This is a genomic window from Paenibacillus xylanexedens (assembly GCF_001908275.1).
Classification (GTDB): domain Bacteria; phylum Bacillota; class Bacilli; order Paenibacillales; family Paenibacillaceae; genus Paenibacillus; species Paenibacillus xylanexedens_A.
Map to the genome: position 1 here is coordinate 1,725,246 of NZ_CP018620.1, position 23,984 is coordinate 1,749,229.

Here is a 23,984-nt window from a genome sequence, read left to right on the forward strand (position 1 = left end):
TTTTGTCTTTGTTTCAATACCATCCATTAATTATAGTAGTCTAATACACATGCACACCCTTACCAAGCACGGATTTGTTTTGTACGGAATTACCGGATAGATATACCTTTTGCAGATTAGGCAGCTGGCTTAGGGTCTCGATATTGGAAATGGCGTTGTTCTCGAGATGAAGCTCTTCTATGGCCTTCCATTTACTCATGAATTCGAGAGAAGCCAAATTGCTATCCTGCATGGTGAAGGAACGCAGAGCGGACATTTTGGCAAAGTAAGGCATCATTTGATCAATTTCAGTAACAGAGGTATTGTTCATGCTAAAATATGACTGGTTTAAGGTCAAATGTTCAAGTACGCTGTTCTCCGCGGCCGCCTTTTGTTCAAAGTTCAGCCTACACTCGGAGCACACCAAAGATTTCACCTGCTTCAAACGAAATAAGGCGTCGCTTTCCTTGAACAGTGACGAGTCGTAAATGTTTAAAGTCTCTAGGCGGAACAAGCCGTCCAGGGCGGCAAGACGGGTTATTTCATCGATCTCCCAGAGCGAGAGTTGCTCCAGTTTCGGGAATTTCCCCAGCGCAGCCAAGTTCAATTCCCCACTTCCGCCACGGAGCGTCAGACTGGTTGTAACCGGGGCCTTTAGCCCGGGGAGAAAGGAGCTTGGAATTTCCACTCGCTCTACTTTAGGCAGTGTCAGCGCTTCTGCATTCTCGTAGTAGCCGGACAACGTTAATTCCCGCAAAGAGGGCAGACTGTTTATGGCCTTTACCGAGCCAAGCTCACTTAGAGAAGCCAGGCGTAGTGTGGTAATAGAGTTTTTGCCGGTCAAGCGCTCCAGACTGGAGAAGTTTACATTTTCAATATCTAACGTTTGTAGAGCAGGCATATTTTGCACAAAGTCGATGGACTTTACGTTCGTTAAATAGGACAACTGAAGCTCCTGAAGCTGGGTCAAGGCATACAGCGGCTGCAGGTCTGTGGTTTCACTGTACTGTATAGACAAGGATGATAGCCCGGTCATGGACGACAACCATCCGAGTTCATCGACAAAGGTGAGCGACAGGGACTTGATTGGCAATTGGTTTAACAAGTGAAAATCTGTTACGGACTCATCCACATAGGTAATGGATAAAGAGTTCAGATTGGGGAATTCCAGCAGCATGGCCAACTCCTGATTGCTGCGAAGCTGAGTGGTAAGCTCCGTAATTTTAGACTTGTCGCCAAAGTAGCCCGAAAATGTACTAAAGGATTCGTTAAAAGCGCCACCATAACTTTTTAATCCGGGCATATGGGCCAAAGTGGTTTGATCCGTTTGGGATATTTCATAGGTATTCGTCAGGTCCAATGCCGTCAGTCCCTTAAAAGCTTCAAAATCTCGCTGATCAATCCGCTGGCTATTCAGTTTCTTGTCCTGAGTAATATAAGTGATCTTCTCGGCCTGTTCATCGCTGAAGGGATCGGAGAGGCTATATGTAAACTTCCACTGATCATTCTCCGAATGCTCTACGGTTAAATAGCGAATACGAGCCAATTCCTCCTCTGTTAGCAAGGCGGCCCCTTTATCAAAGATATCTCGCAAAAATGAGAGCAGAACCTCGCTTTCAGGCATCTTTCGTACAGGCAGATTGGCTTCTGTTTTTGGATAGGTGGAGCTGTTGCTATAATAAAAATATGTACCGATCGCGCCAGTTAGGACTAACATCAGTATCAGCATTACCTTTACAAAGGCAGTCTGCTTCGGTGGTACTTTAGGGGGCGTTCCATGGTAATGATTAATAGTCTGGTCTACGTAATAGACATGATTTTGCTTCAATAAAAGTTCTGTTTCACAATAGGGACACTTTAAAACCTCATCCTTCTTGTATTCAATTCTTCCGTTGCAATTGGGGCAGTTTAGCGGGATAAACGCCACGAATGTCCCCTCCTTCATTATGGTGGTCATAAGATCATGCTGAACGGTCATCTGATTTCATTATACCTTGTGAATTTACGTTTGATGAGAGAAAGAAGTTTCACATAGTAAAGGAGCAGGGGGAATCCTGCTCCTTTTTGATCTTTTTTAAGTATGGTCTGGTGGTAGGTCTTATTAAATAAATCATCAAGCAATAGATGTAATCGGATGTTTAACGTGCAGAGGGTAGAGATGTTCACCATGGGTTCTTACAAATAAACCTTCATTGGTGATCGAACTTTTTAGAACGATATCATCTGTTGCATCTGGAGTGAAATGAAAGATTACTTTCTCTGTATCTTCATCTGCAATCTTATCCAAGATATCTTTCATATTCATTTCGTTTAAGCTAACAACGTCGAAGAGCTCAATATGATTGTCTTCTTTCTGATAAATAACAATGACGTTTTCGTTTTCCAAGTAATAAATATCATCACTAAAGACATTCAGGCAATAAAACATGAGTATTCCTTGAGAATGATGGGTTGCTAAATGCTGAGAAACAGGCAATCTTTCCGATGCCAATTTTTGAATAAGACGTAAATCCTCCGCGTTAGTTACATTTAGTTTTCGGATGTTCGCAGGCTCAGGTGATTTTTTTGCCGTATAATTCATTGAAAAAAGATGTTCTTCCACAGGCTTAAACCCAAACTTGGGGTAAAAATCAAGCACCGATTCATTGGCAAAAAGGTACATGTAATCGTACTTGTTCTCGTATTCCTCTAAAACTTTATTCATTAAACGTGTAGAGAGTCCTTTCCCCCGATAATCAGGATGTGTCATCACCGTGCCGATTTGAATCGCTTTTTTCTTCTCACCGTGAATGATGAGCTCAAGGATGTTAACAGAAACGTTGGCAATAACCTGGTCTCCATCGACATATGAATAAGGAATGTAACGCTCGCCCCAGTATCCTTGTTGATACCAATCTTCAAAATTGATCTCAAACGTGTTGACAGCAAGCTCGAAAAAACTCTTGCGCAGTACTTCATTGTTTTTATAATTCTTCATAAATATTAATTCTTGCATGGTATTACCCCCTTAATCCTCAAAAATGACTGTTTGTATAGTGGTACGATTCCGTATTTAACTATGTAAAATATGATTGCAGGTGACAATTCTGCTTATAAGTTGTTGTTGGTTTAAGCAAGATTTGTAACAAGAGAAAGTGGAGTATGATATGGAAAGAGACGCGAGCGAATTCGCGTCTTCTTTTTTGCATGCTTTATAGGATATGCTTAAATGCAATTGCGTCAGTGAACTATTTTTCACTATTGAAAATCTTGGTCCATTAATCTACGGCAAAATGCACGATTGCACTATATAACATCTTGTTGCGAAAAGGGTCAAACGTTACTTGATGTTGAACTTGTTTCACGCGCAGCATTAATGCTTTGTTCATTCCGATTCGTTCTTCAATCGCTCGTTCCAGTTCACGGAAGTCATAAGCCTGCAAGCATTCGACTTTATCTTTAATCATATCCAGTGAAATTTCCATATATAATTCAGGCCTCCTTAAATCTTGATTTGCAGGTTAAAAGCCTGTCGAGCTTCATTTTAGAGGAGCTTTTCCAGTTCGGCAAGAGCAATCGGGCTGAAAATCTAATAAAGACGTGATAAAATCGGGAAAGGGCAATTTTGAGATCATCGAACTTTCAATAATTTGAAGATCTAATGGAAGTAATAACAGATACTGCTGTTTGAAGGAAGTTCATTTGCATGGTATAAGTGAAGAAGCTAGGACACCATAATGTGAATTGCAACGAAAAACGAATGATCATGTAAATGATAGCAAGCAGATGTATGAGTTACGAGTTTTACTATTTTAACTATTAATGAGGACAGAGACTGTCCTGGAAGGTATAGAGGAGCTTTTGAGATGACAAAGGAAAACTTTTGGCGTGAATTGCCACGACCATTTTTTATACTGGCACCGATGGAAGATGTGACGGATGTTGTGTTCCGGCATGTCGTAAGTGAAGCGGGCAGACCGGATGTGTTTTTTACGGAGTTTGCGAACACAGAGAGTTATTGTCACCCGGAGGGGCACCATAGTGTGCGAGGGCGTCTGACTTTTACAGCGGACGAACAGCCGATTGTGGCTCATATCTGGGGAGATAAACCGGAATTCTTCCGTGAGATGAGTATCGGTATGGCGAAAGAAGGCTTTAAAGGCATCGATATCAATATGGGTTGTCCGGTAGCGAATGTAGCCGAGAATGGAAAAGGAAGTGGATTGATCTGCCGGCCAGCCCTTGCGGCGGAGATCATTCAGGCGGCGAAAGCCGGGGGGCTGCCGGTCAGTGTAAAAACGCGTCTCGGATTTACTGAGGTCGATGAATGGCGCGACTGGTTAACTCATATTTTGCAGCAAGACATCGTGAATCTGTCCATTCACCTGCGTACGAGAGAAGAAATGAGCAAAGTAGACGCTCACTGGGAACTGATTCCAGAGATTAAAAAACTGCGGGATGAGATAGCTCCTAATACACTGCTGACGATTAACGGGGATATTCCTGACCGTGAGACAGGCCTGAGACTAGCTGAGCAATATGGCGTGGATGGCATTATGATTGGACGCGGTATTTTCCAGAATCCGTTTGCTTTTGAGAAGGAGACGAAGGAACACAGCAGTAAGGAATTCCTTCATCTACTGCGGCTGCATTTGGATCTCCATGATCAATATTCCGAGCTTGAACCGCGTTCGTTCAGCCCGCTGGCCCGGTTTTTCAAAATCTATGTTCGTGGCTTCCGCGGTGCTAGTGAGCTGAGAAACAGCTTGATGAACGCCAAAACCACTTCTAAAGTACGTGAATTGCTCAATGAGTTTGAAAGTAATGAACAGGTGAAGTAGAGTAAGACGTAATCATGGATACGGAGTATGATTCAGGTAGATTTAAAAGCAAAAAAAGAAGCGGTAACTCTTCCGCTTCTTTTTTTGCTTTGCTGTTTAACGCGTATACTCTGGCTTCTCTATAGTGACCGGCTGAGGATTGGCAAGCACCCATAACACCGCCAACTCGGATAATCTGGCAGGCGCATCAAAATCGTATCCATTATGAAGCTTGCTGGCCAAGTCTGCTGCCTCTTGGAGAAGTGCGGGGGCGAGTGGCGCACCAGAGCCCAGGTGACGAATCAGTGCATCTAGCATCTTGCGATACTCCGCATCCCAGTTTCCTCCGCCATTATCTAATACTTCATGGGACACACGTCCTGTGATGCGAATGACCTCTCCCTGCACCGTTTGAGCGTGGCCCTGAGCCGGGATGAGATATTCCCACAGCTCTTGGTGCTGCTTGGGCCAGGTGGTTGCCTTCACCTGAATGGGTGCAGTTCCATCGTGCATGATCCGATTCGCTACCGGCTCGACATCAAATAGCCGGTACAGTTTGATCAGCGCGTCTGAAACTCCATCGACCTTGTCCTTATTGAACTTCTCACGGACGAATTCAAAATCCTTCCCGATCCGCTTCACCGATTCTTTCATTTCCGGGGTGACTGCTGCACCAGCATCCAGCAGAATCGCTGAAATTTTCGACATACTGACTATATCGCTATTCCTGCAATTGGCTAACCCCTTAGCTAATGGCGTATTTCCCTGTTTATTTTCTACGTTAATAGTAGCGCCTTGGTTTACCAACTCTTGAACTACTTTGGTTCGATACCCACTGACCGCTGCATGTAACGGTGTTTCATTTTGGTAATCAACAGCATCCAGATCCGAACCTAATTCAAGGAACAAGGGTACATTTCCTGACCAGTGTGAGGCATGGGCATGTAAAGGCGTACGTTGATATTTGTCACGTGCATTAATGTCTGCCCCTTGCTCTACCAGCCAGCGAACCAATTCATCCGAAATATGCCGAAAGCTGAGGGCCGTACCTTTGCTGTAGCCCCCACGGGCATCCCATTCGTATTGCTCGAAAATTTCTTTTACGGTAGCGATATCATTATCTTTAACGAGTTTTTCTATATGAGCAGGTAAGGTTGCTTTCTTCGTAGCCATTACACTCTTCCTCTCCTTTGTGAATAACACCGTATGTTCCAATGGTAGGCTATGACGATTTAATAGTAAGTAGATAATTTTCTGCAATTTTATCACATAGGGAATTTTAAAACCAATAACTGGGTTTCTTCCATCGTCAATTTGTTTTGCTATGTTATAATTTAGATGAATGTTGATACTGGAGACGGATTGAAAAATATTTGAAATGATCGCCGCAATTCATGCGGTAGGCTTTTGATAATAGGAGGATATATGTCCTGGAGTAAATTGAAGCAACAACTGGAGAGTTTTCTTAGTCCTGCGTTAGTTGGAAGGGTGGAGTACCGTGCTACCAGCTATAGCTATTCACCTGATAAATCAGGCAATTGTTATATTACTGTAGATAAAAAGAATGTACTCAACATGAGTGATACTACAACCCCAATCCGATGGTATGAGACAGAGCAGGAGATCAAGAGCGACCCGGAGATCATGATTCCTGTGAGCGATGAAGAGATTGAAGCTATCAGAAAAGAGTCTAAAGGACCCATTCCCGAGGATCGTCTTCAAGTCATGGCAAGAAGCAGAAAAATCTCCGTACATGCCAAAGAGCTGTTGTTGGCTCAGACCGCACTTAGTAAATCGAATTTTACCGTTGCAGCTACGACGTATTTATCAACTTCTATAGAGGATAATCTGGAGAGCAAGGATATCTTGTTTAATATTCTGGCTTTAATGGACAGACGAGTTGGCAAAAAACGAATTCTAAACATGGCGGAGCAGGTCAAATTAAAGCATCCAGCGGTACAATATTTTTATGAACTGCGTCGTCGTACGTTGTGAAATTGATTAACTTTTGATATAGCTTTTAACTATAACCAGTTATGGTTTTTTAGTATCCCTTCTAACTACTCTCGGCGTGATATGATCATTGTATACAACGAGGGGGTTTTTTACATGACTGATAAGTTCCAGATCGTAGGAAGTTTATTGCGGCCGGATGAGCTGCTGAAATATAAAACGCAAATTGAACATAATGATGATATCCAATATCCGTTCTATGAAAACTACGAAGGATATGAGAAGTGTGAGACAGAGGCAATCAAACAAGTTGTCGCAAAGGAAATCGAACATAACTTGTCCGTGGTTACCGATGGCGAATTCTCCAAATCGATGTGGCATCTGGACTTTGTATGGGGATTTGGCGGAGTGAAGCGTTACATCGCGGATCACGGCTATTTTTTCAGAGATGTGGACGGAACTTCGAAATATGAAACACGCAAAGATATTGGACTGCGCATCACTGATAAATTGAGTGGGAAGAACCATCATTTCATTCAACTGTTCCAACAACTGCAAGACACGGCTGGCGAGCAACAAACGAAACTTTGCGTACCGTCTCCTTCCCATATTTTCGGCGAGCTTTCCTGGTCAGATAACATTGGAGGTACGGATTCCGTATATCAAAACATACAGGAGCTCAAAGAGGGTCTTGTGATCGCGTATAAGGAATTCGTGGAGGAATTCGCTGCAGTGGGCGGTAAAATTCTGCAATTCGATGATTGCTTGTGGGAACTGTTTGCAGACGACAACCCGAACTCTCCTTTTACAGGGGAAAATATTAATCAAGATGAAGTAAAGGGTCTTGCTACCGAATTCATTGATATTAATAATACCGTGATTGACTTTGGTCATAGCCTTGGCTTGAAAATGTGGACACATAACTGCCGCGGCAATTATGATTCCCGCAACATGGGTGGTGGATCGTATGCCAAAATTGCGAATCTGTTCCTGAAGCAATTGAAGTATGACCGTTTCTTCCTGGAGTGGGATGATGATCGTGCGGGTTCAATTGAAGCTCTGGAAGTGTTCAAGGACAGACCTGAAACGGAAATTGTACTGGGTCTGTTGTCATCCAAAACGAGTACACTCGATGATGAAGCACGTGTTGTCCGTTTGCTGGACGAAGCTTCCAAAATCATCGATAAGGATCGGCTGTTGCTGTCTCACCAATGCGGCTTTGCATCCTGTGATGGCGGTAACGAATTAAGTGAAGCTCAGCAATGGGCGAAGATTGATCAGGGGCAGAAGATTGCGAAGCAATATTGGGGCAGCACTGTCTAGGTTCAAGCTGAGTGTATTGTGGCATATAAACGATTACCCGTTCAATGGTGTTTGGTATGATAAAAATACGGCGACTTTTCCTCTGGAATCTATCCAGGGAGAAGCCGCCGTATTTGTTGTGGAACGTACATATGTGTACGTTCTCATTTCTATAACTTTTTTAAACGAATGATGAGGCTTGTTATTCTTTATTTCTGTAATTCAAGCTGTGCCAGCCATTCCTTTTTCAACAAAGCATATTGATACGTATTCTCGTATTTCGGTGTGCCGTCCTCATTTTTGACAAATGAAATGAACTCCAAAAAAAGACCTTCCCGGCACATGCCCAGTTTCTCACACAGTTTCTGGGAACGGAAGTTATCATCCTCAACATAGGCGTACAGTCTTCTTATTCCCTGTTCCATAAAGAGATGCTCGATGAAAGCATTGGCGCTCTCACTGGCGTACCCTTTCCCTTCATATCTGCCATTAAAATTCCAACCAATACGATACGTATCTGAATTCGAATCCTTATCTGTATCGGAATCCCGATCTTCCCTCATACCAAACAGCTCACCGATCAACTCGTTACTGTCCTTCAGGCAAACCGCGATGTGGGAATCGTCACTGCTTCTTTTTGCGACCTCTGCTGCCGCATCTTCCAATGTTAAAATTCGTTGATCCATAAAACAATTCACTCTGGGATTTGCCGTGTATTCCAATAGTCCGGCTGCGTCCGTTACGGTGAAATTTCGCAGGATTAATCGATTGGTTTTAAGTATTTGCATAAGATGATATACCTCCGGCTTTCATATCAATAGATTGGCTTTGTTCATGTTGTATCTCTTTTTATTTTACGAGACTCCCTATTCATACTATAACTGGGTATAGCCTTGGGTTTGGCTTTGGTACTGTCTGAGCGGGAGAACAATCCCACCAATTTCTCCCTATAGATATAACCGAGTACAAACCCGATCACAGCGATAACAGAAATAATAATGGCGATCGTGTATTGTTGCATATGAATGGTGGACCCTATAACGGTAGATGCGATGATCCACGGCAGACGACCGACGATAAGGATCGTGAAGAATCTAAATGAACTAATCGATGTAAGTGCGGCGACAAATACAAGCATGTCTTTGGGCAAGCCGGGAATCACGAAAAAGATAAATAAAAAAGCGGAGAACTTCTTCTCATCATGAATTAACGACATCCACTTATTATTTTTCTTTTGCATTAGTCGTGAAATATAGGCGCGACCGATAAAACGAGTGAAATAAAAAGCAATCGCTGAGCCTATAATCAAACCTATTGTAGTATACAAGGACCCAAGTGTAACCCCATAGATATAACCGCCTGCAATCTGTACCACTTCTCCTGGAATGGGTGCAACCACGATCTGAAGAATCTGGAATAAAATAAACATGACCGGACCCCAATGGCCTGTTGAGTGAATATACGCTCTGAAGTTGTCCATGGAAGACATGATTTTAATAATGGCAGGAGAATAATACACCAGTAAACCAATGGACAACATGATGAACAGACCCAACAATATGTTAATCATTACTTTTTTCGAAGTTTGTGGCATTCCTGACGACCCCTTTGTGTAATAACTTCTACATATTTACAGTATAAGACGAAATTATTAAGAGATACCTACATAACTTCTGAAGAATTCTTAAGTCGATTGTATTTGCTGGTAGTCGCTAATAGCGCATATTATACTGAAATTAGACGGAGGGATCAGATGAGCAAGAAAATTCTAATTGCTGATGATAACAGTGAAATTCGTGAAATTGTAAGGATTTTGTTAGAGAGTGAGAATTATGAAGTGATTGAAGCGATAGATGGTCAAGATGCGATTGATAAAGTGAACGAAGAGACGGATCTCATTATTTTGGATATGATGATGCCCAATAAATCGGGGCTGAAGGCGTGTCTGGAGATTCGTGAAAAAACAAGCGCACCGATCCTGTTTCTCACAGCGAAAACGCAGGATTCTGACAAACAATTGGCCTTTTCCTCAGGCAGTGATGACTTTTTGTCCAAACCCTTTTCCTATACAGAACTCGTTTCGCGGGTGAAGGCTTTACTGCGGAGGTATTATGTTTATCGGGGCAAGGAGAAGACCGAAGAAAAGGACCAGATTATCGTTAAGGATCTTACCGTCCATCAGGATTCAAAAGCTGTGTTTGTTGGGGAGAAGGAGATTGCTCTAACTGAAATTGAATACCAGATCTTGCTGCTGTTGGCTAAGAAGCGACGAAAGGTATTCTCGGCAGAAAATATATATGAGAGTGTTTGGGGGCAACCCTACTTTTATACGTGTAATAACACAGTCATGGTTCATATTCGTAATTTGAGAGGCAAACTGGAGGATGACCCGCAGAACCCTAAATATGTGAAGACCGTTTGGGGGAAGGGGTACAAAATTGAATAGATTATTAATCGGAAAAAAGCTGAAGATAAAACTGGTTCTGGCGGTTGTCATTTCTTTGGTCATTTCCATAAGTGCACTCGTTATTTTACAAGTTGTTGGCGAGACTGTATTGGATAGTTATTTAAGCAAATCCACTTTTGTAGAGAACAGGCAGCAAGATGCGCTTGATCGATTCGAAGCATTTGTGGATAACCAGAACGTGTCAACCCGTAATCATGAGGAACTGTCTGCTTGGATAAGACATGAGCGCTACTTAAATCTGTATATTTTTGCAAAAGACAAATTGATATTTTCCTCCAACACGGAGATTGATCCTGCCATTAATGAAGAGTTGTTAACTCAATTCGTGCCATCAAAAATACCCATCACCACCATCCATTTTGCGGATCAGGATGCCCAGATATACTTGGTTAGCTTTTATGAGTATCAATATTACAACCTCATTCTGATTATTGGTGTTTTCATAGCGGCCATTGTGTTCATTGTTTCCTTTCTACTGATGATTAATAAGAAAACATCTTATATTGGCGTGCTTGAACAAGAGATCAAAATACTCGAAGGTGGAAATTTGGATTATTCGATTACGATATCGGGAAAGGATGAACTGTCATCTCTGGCCCAGAGTATTGATGAGATGAGAAAATCATTTGTGGAGCGGCTGGACAGCGAGGAGAGGGTCAGGATGGCCAACCGTGAATTGATCACGGCGATTTCCCATGATTTGCGAACGCCACTCACGATTCTATTAGGATATATGGATATCATAGAGCTTAACAAATATAAGACACATGAGGATCTGTTGCAGTATATTCATAATAGCCGGGAGAAGGCCTATCAGATCAAAGTGTTGTCGGACAAACTATTCGAATATTTTACGGTATCCTCGGCCGCTGAAGAAGAGGAAGTAGAATTTGAAGTGTATGAGGGCAGAGCGCTTATCGATCAACTCATAGATGAGCAATTAGTGGTTTTGGACGATATAGACGTGCAGGTTCAGACAGATGCACATCATGAGGAGTTTTTGCTGGAAATCAATCTGGTCGCCATGCGTCGCGTAATGGATAATATATTTTCAAATATTCGAAAATACGCCGATCCAGGGCATCCCGTTCATATCCAGATTTCTTTGAGGCAACAATGGGTTATTCTTGAGGTGGAGAATAAGATTAAACGTGTTGGCAAAAAGAATGATAGCAACGAAATTGGGCTCGTTAGTTGTCAGAAAATGATTCAGCAGCACAACGGGACGTTGACGGTGTCGCAGGAAAAGGATATCTTTTCACTACAGATTAAGCTACCTGTCATCTTCAACAAGCCAACTCAGACTCATATTTAATGGAAGGGAGAGAGACGTTATGATTATTGCGTGCAACAAAAAATGAACATCGCTCTACCATTCACACTATACAAAAAGAGCCATGCGACAGCATGGCTCTTACATATATCGCGAGAGGGCAAGCCTCATGTTTTAAACAACAGGTGTATTCTGTTTCTTGAAATATTGTTCAATTAGAAACGCGAGCATCGGTCCGGGCTCAGTCTTCTGTAATTGAGCCTGATCGCCAAATTCCATGAGATACGGTTGTTCCGTAGTACAAGGAGTCCAATGAGGCATCAGCTTTCCAGTGGAGTCCGAACCGTTTGGATCACCTGTAGCAATAAAGTTGGATAAATAATTACACATCTGGCGAGCCAGATCATAATGCTTGCCTGTGAAAGGCCGCCAGCATTTGGCGAGTGTTTCGAAGAAAAACCACAGATCAACGGAGTGAAAAGTGCCTGGCTGGTCCCAGCCCGGAATCTCGGCGTCGAAGTTATAATAGTAGAGAGGCGTTTCAGACGGATGACCGCTGTTCGCGCGGATGGCGAGCAGAATGGCATGTTGGATCATGCGGACCGATGCTTGTTGCAGAGCATGTTCGAATTGGCCGGTATCAGCCTCACATAGCTGCAAAAAGGCAGGAGCATCCTCGCCAAATAGCTCCACAGCCATCTGCTTCAGTTCTTCCAGATTGGCTGCGGCGGGACGGGTCCAAAATTCGGAAGACGTATGCCCCAGCATTACGGGGATCGCTTCGCGCTCCTGCTGAACAAAACGAGTAAACGGATCGCCTGCGCAGAATTGTTCGTCGATGACGGTTCCCCAGAAGCTTTTGTATTCGAGTGCTTTGTCACGGAGATATTCAGCATCCAGTTGTCTCGCCTCAGCCAGGGAAGATACGCCCAGGAAGCTGAAAAATTCAACCCCTGCTTGCTCTGCATCTCGCAGTGTGGAACGGACAGAAGGCACGCGGACCTTCGGGTACAACTCGGTAGCTATACCACTCATGATGACGGCTCGCTGGAACAAGCCTTTATTTTGCGGAGAGGTCATCTGGCTGAGTACACTTCCTCCGCCTGCCGACTGTCCGCCGATGGTGATCTGGTCTGGATCACCGCCAAAGGCGGCAATGTTGCGTTTGACCCACTGGGTACCTGCTTGCTGATCAAGATGACCAAAGTTGGCGGGTGCATGGGGGGATTCGGCACTAATCTCAGGATGGCACAGGAAACCGAAGGCATTCAGCCGATAATTAATCGTCACAACGACAATACCTCTACGAGCGATTCGTTCGCCATCAAATTCCATTTCGGCCGTATGGCCGACTTGTAGGCCCCCGCCAAAATACCAGACAAAAACAGGCAGCTTCTCGTCCGTGCGTTTGGCTGGTGTCCAGACATTCAGATACAGACAATCCTCGTTCATAGGCAGGTCGGGATCAACGGCCCATTCACGGGTATAGATATTGTTATCATCGATGACTGTTGGGGCTTGCATGGAGATGGGGGCAAAATCAAAAGCTTGCAGTACACCTTCCCAGTTCGACTGCGGCTGCGGAGCTCGCCAGCGGTTCTCACCTACAGGAGGTGCGGCAAAAGGAATTCCCTTGAAGCTGGTAATCCGCGGGTCCGCTGCGGGCAGTCCTTGCACTTGTCCATGTTCTACCGTAACCATTCTAAGCATACAACAATCTCCTCTCTGGATTTAGCTTGTAAGCGTTACCGAACATCTGATCAACGTGGCATTAGAAAGGGGGAATCAAGGTTGAATCCGATTTGGCATGAGAGCAGTAGAGCCAGTAATTTGTATTTTATCAGCGGTGGTCACAAGCCGGCCAACGCTCACCAATGGGGGCCAGGCGTGCGTGACGTTTATGCGCTGCACTATATTATCCGCGGTCAAGGGACGCTGGAGACGGGCGGCCGCGTTTTTCGGCTAGTTACGGGGGAAAGCTTTATCATATTTCCGCAAAAGGAGATTTACTATTATCCAGACCCGCAAGATCCATGGGAGTACGTCTGGGTGGAGTTTAGCGGTGAGGATGCCGGGCGGTTGCTGGGGCTGACGCAGCTTTCAGAGGTACAACCCGTGGTGTCGGTCTCGCCGGAGACACTGCAGCCTTTTTTCCATCTTGCCTGGAACGCGGGTGCATCATCCTATGAATTACTGCGGGCGGATGCCCGTTTGCGTCTGCTGCTTTCCTACTATATGGAACATTATCCGAGCGAGCCGCAGGTTGACGCCAAGGATTATGTCTGGCTGGCGAGAAAGTACATCGAGCAGAACTACTGGAAGCCGACATTGACCGTCACGGAGATCGTAAAGGCAGTTAATCTGGAGCGCAGTTATTTGTTTCGTCTGTTTAAGGCAACAACCGGCAAGTCTGTTTTGGAGTATATTACATCCTGCCGAATCGGGCGCGCCTGTGAACTGTTGAAAACGTCGGGCCTACCGATTCAATCGGTAGCCTATTCTGTCGGTTACAATGATCCGTTATATTTTTCCAAAGTATTCAAGAAAGCAACTTCACACACGCCAACATCTTACATGATGCTGCATCGGACGAAGGCATAATGTTAACGGAACAGGGCGCAGTTCCCGGACTCTCGAAAATAACGGATCAGCTTCTCAATAGGCTCACGTCCACAGTTCAGCTTCACTCCTATACAATCAATGCACAGAAATTGCTGGGCAGAGCGCGAGATCAATTTGAGGTAGATGCCCACATCGTCTGAAGAGAGGGGGACCTGACAGGAGGTGCACAGGCGATGTTGAGCCATCTATTTCACCAGTTTGGCCCGAACGACAAGACAATCATGTGCTGCGACAACGGGAGCGAAGCGTTCACGGAATACGCCAAGCTCTTGATGTTCCCAGCAGTCATACAGGGACAGGGCATAACCGGCAGCGTAAGGCAGACCCATATCCCAAAATTGCAAAGACAATTCCCGCTGGCTGTCGCTCAGGTTGAAGAAACCAATAGCTAGATCACCATCTGTGAGTACCTTCACTAGCATAAATACATCGTCTGTATGAAACCATTGCGGTTCTGGTTTAATGCGGTAAGCTCCGCGCGCTTCTACATCCTGATTGATAGCGATCAGATCAGGATTCAGGAGAATATCTTTTGTGATCTGGTTGGCCTTGCGCACGTCACATCCGATCATTAATGGGGACCCCATCATGGACCAGAGTGAGAAGTGGGTTTTATATTCGATGTCGTTGCATCCGCCGATGCTGCCAATATAATCATTATTGCTTCCACCGTACATACCAACGATTAGCATATCCATGTCGTTATGGCAGAAGGAGCCGGTGTAGCTTTGTTTGCCCAATTGAGACAGGGCAAGTTCCTTCACTGAATCCCAATTGTCACGGATATCGCCGGTGGAGCGGTACATATGAGCGCCCGATTCCCGAATCCAATCGTATACATCGTCGGCTCCCCAGTTGCAGGCGGAGAACAGGATATCGCGTCCGCAGTTTTTGAGCGCAAGGCTCATTCGTTTGTACAGCAACTCTCCTGAGATATGGCGCGGCTTGAAGCAGTAATCATACTTCAAATAATCAACGCCCCATTCGGCAAAAAGGGCAGCATCCTGGAATTCATGCTCGAAGCTGCCTGGATACCCGGCACATGTATGTGTACCCACGCATGAATACATTCCGAATTTTAGTCCTTTGCTATGGATATAATCGGAAAGCGCTCTCATTCCACTCGGGAATTTCTCCGGGTCAGCCACCAGATTGCCGTTTGCATCACGTTCCTTCAGGCTCCAGCAATCATCAATGACAATATACTCGTAACCAGCGGCCAGATAACCTTCCGATACAAAAACATCAGCGACATCCCGAATTAATTGTTCGTTAATATCCCACGTAAAGGTATTCCACGAATTCCAGCCCAGGGCAGGGGCAAAGCCTAACACTTGATTGTTGCTCATGCTCTCGCATCCTTCCTCATCTCGGTTTTGTTAACAACACTAAACTGAACATAAACGATGAGCGACGTATCCTGCCATAGCTTAACGTTGCTTGGACATGGACATATGTTGCTCTGCTTGTGCTGGGGGTATTAGCTCTTCTAATCAGGCTCTCGGCAGGTATCAGAAGTTGCCGGTAGAAGCATAAGAAAGGAAAAATGTCTGTCTGCAAAGAAGTTATATCTATCTTTTCAGGGATCTGTGCGAAACAATGGATAAGGAGTGAGTCAATGATTCATCTAAGCAATTTCAAGTTGTCTTCGCAAATTTCCGGCAACCCCAATATATATCCTGATCATGTATTCAAACATATCTCAGGAGAAGTCCTTATTTTTGATCGAGTCACTGTGCTCTATGGCAGCAACGGCTCTGGCAAATCCACCCTGCTGAACGTGATCGCCAACAAGTTGGGAATCACAGGTTCTGAACGAATGACAACGTATGGAAATAGCGCCTATGTGCAGCGTTTTCTGGATAAGAGCAGTTATGAGCTTGGGCGTGACGAACAGGAGCATGTCATCCGGCAACTGCCAGAAGGGAGCCGATACATCAAGTCAGAGGACATTTTATATGAGATCAAGAAAATTCAGCAAGCAAATGTGCTCCGCGAAGGACTGTTGTATGAACAGTCTCAACAAGGAATGAGCAAGGCCGAGACAGAAGAGTTAGCGCATTCCTATGCATTCAAGAAAAAGTTGGATAACATTCAGTTTTCTCAGGAAAAATACTCCAATGGAGAAACCTCCATGCAGTTTTTCGAAGAGTACCTGCTTCCGGGCCAATTGTATTTATTGGATGAACCGGAAACATCGCTTTCTCCTGTTAACCAAATCAGGCTGGCGGAGCAAATCAATGAGTTGGCACGATATTTTGACAGTCAATTTATCATTTCGACGCACTCGCCCTTTGTTCTGGGGACGCTCCATGCTAAAATTTACAATCTCGACAGGACGATTTTGCAAACGGCAGAGTGGTTTGAACTGGACAATGTACGTTTTTTCTACCATTTTTTTGACAAACATAAGCGTCTGTTCGATCAGGAATGAAAATAATTTATAGGATTGGGAGTGTTGCCAAATGAATCTAGATGAAGTAATGCAAGAGCTAGAAGCGCTGGGCAAAGAACGAACGAAAAAAATCTATATCTCCAATGGTGCACATGAACCGCTATTCGGCGTGGCAACTGGTGCGATGAAACCGATGGCGAAGCGGATCAAAAAGGATCAATCTTTGGCAGAGCAACTATATGCAACGGGGAATTATGATGCGATGTACTTTGCGGGCGTGATTGCCGATCCTCAAGCGATGACGAAAGCTGATTTTGACCGTTGGATCGATGCTGCTTATTTTTACATGATCTCTGACTTCATCGTTGCCGTCACGTTGGCGGAGACGGATATTGCTCAAGCAGTTTCGGATAAGTGGATCGCGAGCGGAGATGAACTGAAAATGTCAGCAGGATGGAGCTGTTACTGTTGGTTGCTCGGTAGTCGAAAGGATGCTGAATTTTCGAAGAATAAACTGATGGAGATGCTGGAACAGGTGAAAAAGACGATTCACGAATCTCCGGAACGAACGAAATATTCGATGAACAACTTCCTGTATACCGTTGCAACATCCTATCAACCGTTGCACGATCAGGCAGTGGAGATAGCCAAGGCTGTGGGACCTGTCGAAGTGAACAAGGACATGCCCAAGAGCAAGCTGCTGAATGCCTCTGAGAATATCCAAAAGGCAGTGGATAAAGGGCGGACGGGTTTCAAGCGTAAATATGTAAGATGCTGAAATTTTCGCCATATCATCAGTTTTAACATACGGAACATATGGTTATCTTGGGATTGAAATCCACAATCTCCATGTTATAATGAGGACAGAAACAGCTTATAATGCAAAGAGAGCCGTGCGCTAACACGACTCTCTGATGCAATAGCCGCTTTTAAGGGCGGTGGGCTTAACAAGCAGGGTACCGACTAAATAGACCGCATCCCTTAGCCAGAGGGCGGTCTATTTGTCTTTATTGGACAGCAGCGCTACAATCAGCAAACCGAAGGTAAGCATTAGCATAATCGCTTCAAATACTGTCAAAAGGCATCACCTCCCTTCCGGGAGATTAGCCGACCGCCCATATAAGCCTTTCCATTGCTCTGTGAGTATACCATATTTTTCTTGGAGCTAATAGATGAACAATAATTCGTTTTTATAAAAGTTTGGGAATGTTAATGACCTCGTACTTTATATGCGATAAGAGCGTTACGGTGGCTAGTATGGAATTTATTAAGTTGTAAACAGATAAGAGAAAACACGCCATTTATAGGCGTGTTTTTTTTTGATAGGTAGATAATCAGCATATAGCAACATCAAGGCTACATATCGTTCCTTTTAACCATTTCTTTGGCTTGCTGCCTGCCCGCTGAGAGAAAGCTGTCGCTAAGCTCAGGATCACTAACAGAGCGTGCAAGTACAAGCGAGCCAACCATTGTACTGAACAGTGCACGACCTCTCGACACATCAATCTCAGCCAGATTGGAGATAAAAGCGATCATCCGCTCCAATTCATGGGTGAACACCTGCCGAACCTCTTCGGACGAACGGGATATTTCGCTGGAAAGGGCGGGGAAAATACAGCTCATTTCCGTTTGGTCGCGGTGATACGGACTCAAATAATAATCGATTACTTTATTAATTTTGGAATTCTGCTCTTCCTGATCAGCCACGTTCTGTAGAAGTGTAATGGTATCACTAATGGCATATTCACAGGCTTCGGCAACCAATTGTTCCTTGTTGTCAAAGTGTGAATAGAACCCTCCGTGAGTTAATCCAGCTCCCTTCATAATAAACGGGACACTCACCTCCTGGATACCATTGGTGCGAAAAGCTCGAGCCGCACTCTCAACAATCTTACCTCGTACTTTTATTTTATGTCCTTTGGGATAGGGCATGATCACTCACTCCATAATTTCATCATTCTATAGAAATTGAACTAAAGAATATTTACACCTTCCACTCCGATGACAGAACAACCTTCTGATCGCTGTTATCCCCAGATTTTTGTGATTCCCTTTTCCAAAAGGGAAAATCCGGTGATAAAGGCGAGCGCTTCGCTTCCTCAGGTTATTTCTGTCCTCTCCGTTCTCGTGTAAATTTATAGTTCAATTTCTATACTTTCAAAATATTATAGTCATCATAATAAAGCCTGTCAATTTGGTAACTGGATGTCTGTTCATTTTCAAAAGGGCCAAATACGATTGTTGACGGTCTTAAAATATGATGGTTATAATATATTATGGTCATCATATTTTAAATTGACTTCAAATCGGGAGGTATCAGATTATGAGCAAGCTTGAATCTGTGGATACGTTAGTTATTGGATCAGGTCCAGGGGGATATGTGGCGGCGCTTCGTTCTTCGCAGTTGGGGATGAAGACGGCGATTGTTGAACGTAAACAGCTTGGCGGGGTCTGTACACATGTGGGTTGCATACCATCCAAAGCCTTAATTGCGGAATCGCATCGTTATGATTGGTTCAGACAGTTTAATCAAGCTGACGCGGCAGCGACATTTAAGAATGCTCAGGATTTTAAACAGGGGGTTGTGAATAAACAGGCAGGTGGTGTCCACTATTTGTTAAAGACTGCGGGTGTGACCATTCTTGAAGGCGAGGCTAGTCTGTTGGATGAGCACACAGCGATGATCCGGCAAACTGGACAGGAGCAAAGCATTTCTTTTAAAAATCTCATACTGGCAACGGGGTCTCGTCCAATTGAGCTGCCAGCATTTCCAGTTGGAGGTCGCATCTTATCTTCCACAGAAGCACTGTCTTTGGGGGAGGTTCCGAGTAGTTTGGTTGTGATCGGCGGAGGGTATATTGGTGTGGAGCTTGGACAGATGTATGCCAAATTCGGAACAAAGGTAACGATTCTGGAGGGAGGCGCACAAGTATTGCCTGGATTCGCGGCGGAACTTGCAGCCCCTGTAGTCAAACAATTAAAGGCGGACGGCATCCAGATCGTAAACGGAGCGATTGCCGAAAAGGTGGAGCACAATGCGGATTCCGTTACACTACATTATTCGGAAAACAAGGAGCAGCAACAAGTTACGGCAGAATATGTATTGGTTACGATCGGCAGGAAACCCAATACAGACGGCCAGTTAGGACTGGAACGCATAGGTTTGCCTGTAACAAACAAGGGACTGGTTGACACGGATGAACAGTGCAGAACGGTTATCCCGCACATTTATGCCATTGGAGATATTACAGCCGGTCCGGCACTTGCCCACAAGGCATCCTATGAAGCCAAAGTAGCTGCAGAAGCCATTGCCGGTCTTACCTCCAAAGTGGATTACAAGGTGATTCCGCTTGTCGTGTTTTCTGATCCGGAGATATCCAGTGTTGGGGTAAATGAGACGGAAGCCAAAGTACAGGCCATTCCGGTGGTTATTGGGAAATCTTCTTTCGGAATCAACGGAAGAGCGTTGGCGTTAAGGGAAACCGAAGGTTTTGTGAAAATAGTGGCTGACCCGACTTCAGGAATTGTCATTGGCGCGCAAATCGTCGGCGTGGAGGCATCTACACTGATATCGGAGCTCGCACTCGCCATTGAGATGGGGGCAACCGTGGAAGATCTGGCCATGACGATTCATCCTCATCCGACTTTGGGAGAAGTGATCATGGAGGCAGCCGAGAACGCAGTCACCAAAATGAAAAAGCAAAATAGTCAGCAATTTTAACATACACGAGGATTGGGAATGGGAGAGATACAAGAATGAAGATAAAAGCGAGTTTGTATATCGGGATTGCGATGGTGTTTATTATTGGAGGTTCACTTCTTGCGGTTAAAGGGAAGGATGCTGTAAGTCAGGCCGAGATCCGGAAACAAGGCATACTTGAGGCAGAGCAAACGACTTTAATTTATCAGAATAGCCCCGGAGCAATTGCAGAGGTTGGTGCGTCTGCAGGTGACTCCGTGAAAGAGGGAGAAGTACTTTTCAAAGTGAAATCAGCCGGGGAGGGAGATGTGGATGTACTCGCACCGTATGACGGGTTGGTTGACCGAGTTGCTGTAAAGCAGGGAGATCAAGTTCAAGCAGGAGTGCCGCTGGCAGTTGTACAAAAGAATACGTATTACACCGACCTTTACATACAGGAAAGTGAAATTCAACAGCTTGAAGTGAATCAAAGCATTGATGTTCATTTCCCGTATTTGGATCAGCCAACGCAGGTGAAGGGGAGCGTTACTTCCATCTCAACTGCTCCTCAGTTTGCGAACTTGCGTATGTCGCGGGAAAAAGGGCAAGCCGATTTAAGTATGTTTCTGGTCCGAATATCGATGGATTCGAATACCGATTTGCTTCCGGGGATGACAGCAGAGGTGAAACTTGATGAAATCACTGATTGACGAGTGGAAGTACGTTGTAGGCAGTAAGTATATACGGCTAATTTTTATTGGGCCAATGATTGCAGCCTTATTTTTCGGCTTAATGTTCTCGCAGAATCAACTCAGTAAATCACCAGTTGTGGTCATTGATGAGGATCATAGCGAATATTCACGACAATTGATCTCCAAAATAAATGCGTCACAATACATGAGCGTCAAGAGCGTATATGCGAGCCGAATGAGCCCAGAAACTTTACTTGCTAACGAGCAGGCTGTAGCGGTCATTATGCTTCCCAATCAGTTGGGAATTCGTCAACAACAAGGGAAATCGACGAATATCGGCATCTTGATGGATAACACGATGCCCTCGGGGTTAACCGGTATTCGCACTGCGATTCAGGAGATCATCCAGACGGAAAATATGACCCTTTCCATGACACGTCTGATCCAAAAAGGGATGGATGCCGAGACAGCTAAAGGAATCGTGTCACCGTTATCCCTTCAGCAGCGGATGCTGTTTAATCCAACCTCCAGTTATGTTGGTTTTATGGTACTTGGATTTGTGAATATCGTAGTATTAATGATTACAACAAGTGCAGCGGGTTCAATTGTACCCCGGCTTCGTCAGGAAGGGAAACTGTTTGCAAACGGAAAGTCACCTTTCCAGCTATGGGTGCGGAGTGTACCTTACGTTGTGTTGAGTTCACTTTCGCTGCTTCTATCCTATGGATTGTTAAAGCAGGTGGGGGGAATGCGATTTGAAGCAGAGCCTTATCTTTTCATCATTCCATTGGTTGTTTATGCTTTTGCCTTGTCACTCATGGGCATGCTGATTGGATACACTGCCAAAGATATGTCGAAAGTAAGCCTACGAACCAGTTTTGTATTGTATCCCTCCTTTCTGGCTACGGGAATTCAACTAACGCCACTGGCGTTCCCAGAACCGTTCCAAATGTTCGCATGGGTACTACCCATGAACTGGCTTAACCGCCTGATTCGTGGAATGGCGTTTAGGGACGGGGCGCTGACAGCCTACAGTCAGGAGTTGGGGGCATTGCTGATTATTATTGGCGGAGTGTCCTTGTTCATGGGATTACTGTTTCTGCGGGAAACAAGGAAAGTTTCTTCCAGCAGAGCACCCCTATTGAATACGGATATATTGCCGAGCAGTAATTAATTATTTAAGAATCGTTAAACAACGAAAAAAGACGCACGGGAGTCATTCCTGTTGCGTCTTTCTGTTTTCTTTTAATCTCATTCGTGCCTCCCATACGGTGAGCTATTTTCCATATTCAAAAATGGATCGTGATAAAGAGGGAAATACCATAGATTGATTCTCATTAATCGTCATCATTATATGATATAATTTTTCACTGAGAGTACAGAAATGGAGAGCAAGAACGGCTTGATCCAGCTACTCCATAGCTGCGCCCATTTGTGACCTACTGCTCAGATGAAAACTTCCAAGGGAGCACTGGCTTTTAGGATATAGAACTGCACGCAGATAAAATTATATATTGTGGGAGTTGTCTAACGAATCATGAATAAAAAAGAAGTCGCGCATATACGCAAGCAGTTTAAACTCGATCACGATCTACTGAATATTTACGATATTCTCAATGTGTATATTACGAAGGAAACCAATGAGGTCTATCACTGGGAGCGTCACCCGTTCGAACTGGTGGACAGAGAGAAGCAGGAGCTGTACATGGGCAATTTCAAAAAATTGCTGACAGGTGATTTGGATCAGAAGTTGTTTGAATTGAAGTTCCAGGAAGCGGCGGAGGACCCGGCACAGGTATTGCTTCACCAGGCGCTGGTAACAGGTGATCCGGATGAATGGCAGGATCTGATGCTACTGCTCGTGGATCGAATGTTGGTGGATACGAAGTTTGAGCGGGATATGGTAGCTACGTTCGTGCGTGGACAGTATTATCTGCCGACCAAGGCTAGAAACGAAGCTACGGAAGAGAGTGAGAAGAATGAGGTGTTCGCCCATCCGTTCATTCTGTGCAGCGTGAATTCCACGGAGAAGCAGCGGAAGACACTCTTGTTTGATTACGTGGAGAGAGAGTTCAAGTACAACATTATCGTCGATCCGATTATCAAGTTAAGCACGCCAGAGCAAGGATTCCTGTACCCTAGCGTAACGGACAACTACTCCGATGTGAATCGTGTTCTATATTGTACAGGGAAATCCAATTTCCCGGATCCGCATTTTGTTGAAAATGTATTGAATGGAGAAAGATCCGTAACCGCACTGGAAGAACGGGCGATCTTCGAAGATATCGTTAAGGAAGTGGCCGGTGAACAGCTCGATTCAGCCACAATTGCACATGTATACGAAGAGATCAACCGAGTCATCGAGATTAACGAAGAGTCCCATGAGGAAGAACCTCCGAAGCTGGATTATAAAGATCTGGAACGTGTACTGACCGCAAGCGGTATTGAGGATCTGACGACAGAGAAAGTGGAACGTGCCTTCGAAACGATCGTTGATAACAAGAACTATGAGATGAAGGCAACCAGTGTTATGCCGAAGTTCACATCCAAGTCCATTAAGATTGAGACCAAGGTTGCTACAATTTCGGTTAGCCCGCAAGACCTGAGATATGTGAAGCAGGTGAATTATCAAGGCAGACGTTGCATCATGATTGAAGTGGACGAAGATGTTGTGATTGAAGGCTTTACCCTTAATACAGAAAAACTTATAAATGAGTAATTGATTCTAGACAATGATGATGTAAAATCATCAGTTATGGACGAATAAACGTCCATTTATTGCAAAAAGCCCAAGCCTAAAGCAACACTGAACTGCTCCCTGTC

General features: G+C 44.6%; 22 protein-coding genes. 12 read left to right on the forward strand and 10 right to left on the reverse strand.

Annotated features, from left to right (window positions below; translation table 11 throughout):
- Positions 1–40: 40 nt before the first annotated feature.
- From BS614_RS07720 to BS614_RS07730, 3 genes are all read right to left on the reverse strand, one after another.
- A complete protein-coding gene (locus tag BS614_RS07720) occupies positions 41–1,807 on the reverse strand; it encodes a leucine-rich repeat domain-containing protein (protein ID WP_244898285.1) in 1,767 nt (588 codons plus the stop codon).
- A gap of 285 nt (positions 1,808–2,092) precedes the next feature.
- Positions 2,093–2,974, reverse strand: coding sequence for a GNAT family N-acetyltransferase (locus BS614_RS07725; protein WP_074093530.1), 882 nt, complete (start codon positions 2,972–2,974; stop codon positions 2,093–2,095).
- A gap of 262 nt (positions 2,975–3,236) precedes the next feature.
- Complete coding sequence (locus BS614_RS07730) at positions 3,237–3,443, reverse strand: DUF2536 family protein (protein WP_036668351.1); 207 nt, start codon at positions 3,441–3,443, stop codon at positions 3,237–3,239.
- 381 nt (positions 3,444–3,824) lie between these two features.
- Here BS614_RS07730 and BS614_RS07735 point away from each other — a divergent pair, with 381 nt between their 5' ends.
- Complete coding sequence (locus BS614_RS07735; protein ID WP_074093531.1) at positions 3,825–4,799, forward strand: tRNA dihydrouridine synthase; 975 nt, start codon at positions 3,825–3,827, stop codon at positions 4,797–4,799.
- Between the two features lie 96 nt (positions 4,800–4,895).
- Here the strand turns inward: BS614_RS07735 and BS614_RS07740 are convergent, their stop codons facing one another.
- A complete protein-coding gene (locus BS614_RS07740) occupies positions 4,896–5,951 on the reverse strand; it encodes an ankyrin repeat domain-containing protein (RefSeq protein ID WP_074093532.1) in 1,056 nt (351 codons plus the stop codon).
- Between the two features lie 252 nt (positions 5,952–6,203).
- Between BS614_RS07740 and BS614_RS07745 the strand changes: the two genes are divergently transcribed.
- A complete protein-coding gene (locus BS614_RS07745; RefSeq protein WP_074093533.1) occupies positions 6,204–6,773 on the forward strand; it encodes an SF0329 family protein in 570 nt (189 codons plus the stop codon).
- 114 nt (positions 6,774–6,887) lie between these two features.
- A complete protein-coding gene (locus BS614_RS07750) occupies positions 6,888–8,054 on the forward strand; it encodes a cobalamin-independent methionine synthase II family protein (RefSeq protein ID WP_074093534.1) in 1,167 nt (388 codons plus the stop codon).
- Between the two features lie 188 nt (positions 8,055–8,242).
- Here the strand turns inward: BS614_RS07750 and BS614_RS07755 are convergent, their stop codons facing one another.
- Together BS614_RS07755 and BS614_RS07760 are read right to left on the reverse strand one after the other, a co-directional pair.
- Positions 8,243–8,821 (reverse strand): GNAT family N-acetyltransferase, encoded by a 579-nt coding sequence (locus BS614_RS07755; protein ID WP_074093535.1) that lies wholly within the window; start codon positions 8,819–8,821, stop codon positions 8,243–8,245.
- A gap of 44 nt (positions 8,822–8,865) precedes the next feature.
- Positions 8,866–9,627 carry a TVP38/TMEM64 family protein gene (locus BS614_RS07760; protein ID WP_074093536.1) on the reverse strand — a complete coding sequence of 254 codons (762 nt, stop codon included), beginning with the start codon at positions 9,625–9,627 and terminating at the stop codon, positions 8,866–8,868.
- A 159-nt stretch (positions 9,628–9,786) separates the two neighbouring features.
- Between BS614_RS07760 and BS614_RS07765 the strand changes: the two genes are divergently transcribed.
- Positions 9,787–10,479: a response regulator transcription factor gene (locus tag BS614_RS07765; RefSeq protein WP_036668346.1), complete on the forward strand. Its 693-nt coding sequence runs from the start codon at positions 9,787–9,789 to the stop codon at positions 10,477–10,479.
- A complete protein-coding gene (locus BS614_RS07770) occupies positions 10,472–11,815 on the forward strand; it encodes a sensor histidine kinase (RefSeq protein WP_074093537.1) in 1,344 nt (447 codons plus the stop codon). The genes BS614_RS07765 and BS614_RS07770 overlap by 8 nt, the downstream gene beginning before the upstream one ends.
- Before the next feature lie 132 nt (positions 11,816–11,947).
- On the opposite strand, the gene BS614_RS07775 is transcribed toward BS614_RS07770, so the two are convergent.
- On the reverse strand, positions 11,948–13,483 hold the full coding sequence (locus BS614_RS07775; RefSeq protein ID WP_074093538.1) for a carboxylesterase/lipase family protein: 1,536 nt from the start codon (positions 13,481–13,483) through the stop codon (positions 11,948–11,950).
- 81 nt (positions 13,484–13,564) lie between these two features.
- Between BS614_RS07775 and BS614_RS07780 the strand changes: the two genes are divergently transcribed.
- Positions 13,565–14,374: an AraC family transcriptional regulator gene (locus tag BS614_RS07780; RefSeq protein WP_074093539.1), complete on the forward strand. Its 810-nt coding sequence runs from the start codon at positions 13,565–13,567 to the stop codon at positions 14,372–14,374.
- A 206-nt stretch (positions 14,375–14,580) separates the two neighbouring features.
- On the opposite strand, the gene BS614_RS07790 is transcribed toward BS614_RS07780, so the two are convergent.
- Positions 14,581–15,744: a glycoside hydrolase family 27 protein gene (locus tag BS614_RS07790; RefSeq protein ID WP_074093541.1), complete on the reverse strand. Its 1,164-nt coding sequence runs from the start codon at positions 15,742–15,744 to the stop codon at positions 14,581–14,583.
- A 269-nt stretch (positions 15,745–16,013) separates the two neighbouring features.
- Here BS614_RS07790 and BS614_RS07795 point away from each other — a divergent pair, with 269 nt between their 5' ends.
- Complete coding sequence (locus tag BS614_RS07795) at positions 16,014–16,829, forward strand: AAA family ATPase (protein WP_074093542.1); 816 nt, start codon at positions 16,014–16,016, stop codon at positions 16,827–16,829.
- A gap of 31 nt (positions 16,830–16,860) precedes the next feature.
- Positions 16,861–17,568 carry a DNA alkylation repair protein gene (locus BS614_RS07800; RefSeq protein ID WP_074093543.1) on the forward strand — a complete coding sequence of 236 codons (708 nt, stop codon included), beginning with the start codon at positions 16,861–16,863 and terminating at the stop codon, positions 17,566–17,568.
- A gap of 219 nt (positions 17,569–17,787) precedes the next feature.
- On the opposite strand, the gene BS614_RS32540 is transcribed toward BS614_RS07800, so the two are convergent.
- Positions 17,788–17,847, reverse strand: a complete 60-nt coding sequence (locus BS614_RS32540) for a putative holin-like toxin (protein WP_420800377.1) — start codon at positions 17,845–17,847, stop codon at positions 17,788–17,790.
- A gap of 299 nt (positions 17,848–18,146) precedes the next feature.
- Positions 18,147–18,722, reverse strand: a complete 576-nt coding sequence (locus BS614_RS07805; RefSeq protein WP_074093544.1) for a TetR/AcrR family transcriptional regulator — start codon at positions 18,720–18,722, stop codon at positions 18,147–18,149.
- A gap of 391 nt (positions 18,723–19,113) precedes the next feature.
- On the opposite strand from BS614_RS07805, the gene lpdA reads away from it, so the two are divergent.
- From lpdA to BS614_RS07825, 4 genes are all read left to right on the forward strand, one after another.
- Entirely contained in the window at positions 19,114–20,511 is a 1,398-nt protein-coding gene (gene lpdA / locus BS614_RS07810; RefSeq protein WP_074093545.1) for a dihydrolipoyl dehydrogenase, read from the forward strand.
- Positions 20,512–20,546: 35 nt separating this feature from the next.
- Entirely contained in the window at positions 20,547–21,179 is a 633-nt protein-coding gene (locus BS614_RS07815) for a biotin/lipoyl-containing protein (RefSeq protein WP_074093546.1), read from the forward strand.
- A complete protein-coding gene (locus tag BS614_RS07820; RefSeq protein ID WP_074093547.1) occupies positions 21,163–22,335 on the forward strand; it encodes an ABC transporter permease in 1,173 nt (390 codons plus the stop codon). Before BS614_RS07815 ends, BS614_RS07820 begins: the two co-directional genes overlap by 17 nt.
- 363 nt (positions 22,336–22,698) lie before the next feature.
- Entirely contained in the window at positions 22,699–23,880 is a 1,182-nt protein-coding gene (locus BS614_RS07825; protein WP_036668338.1) for a DUF4317 domain-containing protein, read from the forward strand.
- The last annotated feature ends 104 nt before the right edge of the window (positions 23,881–23,984 follow it).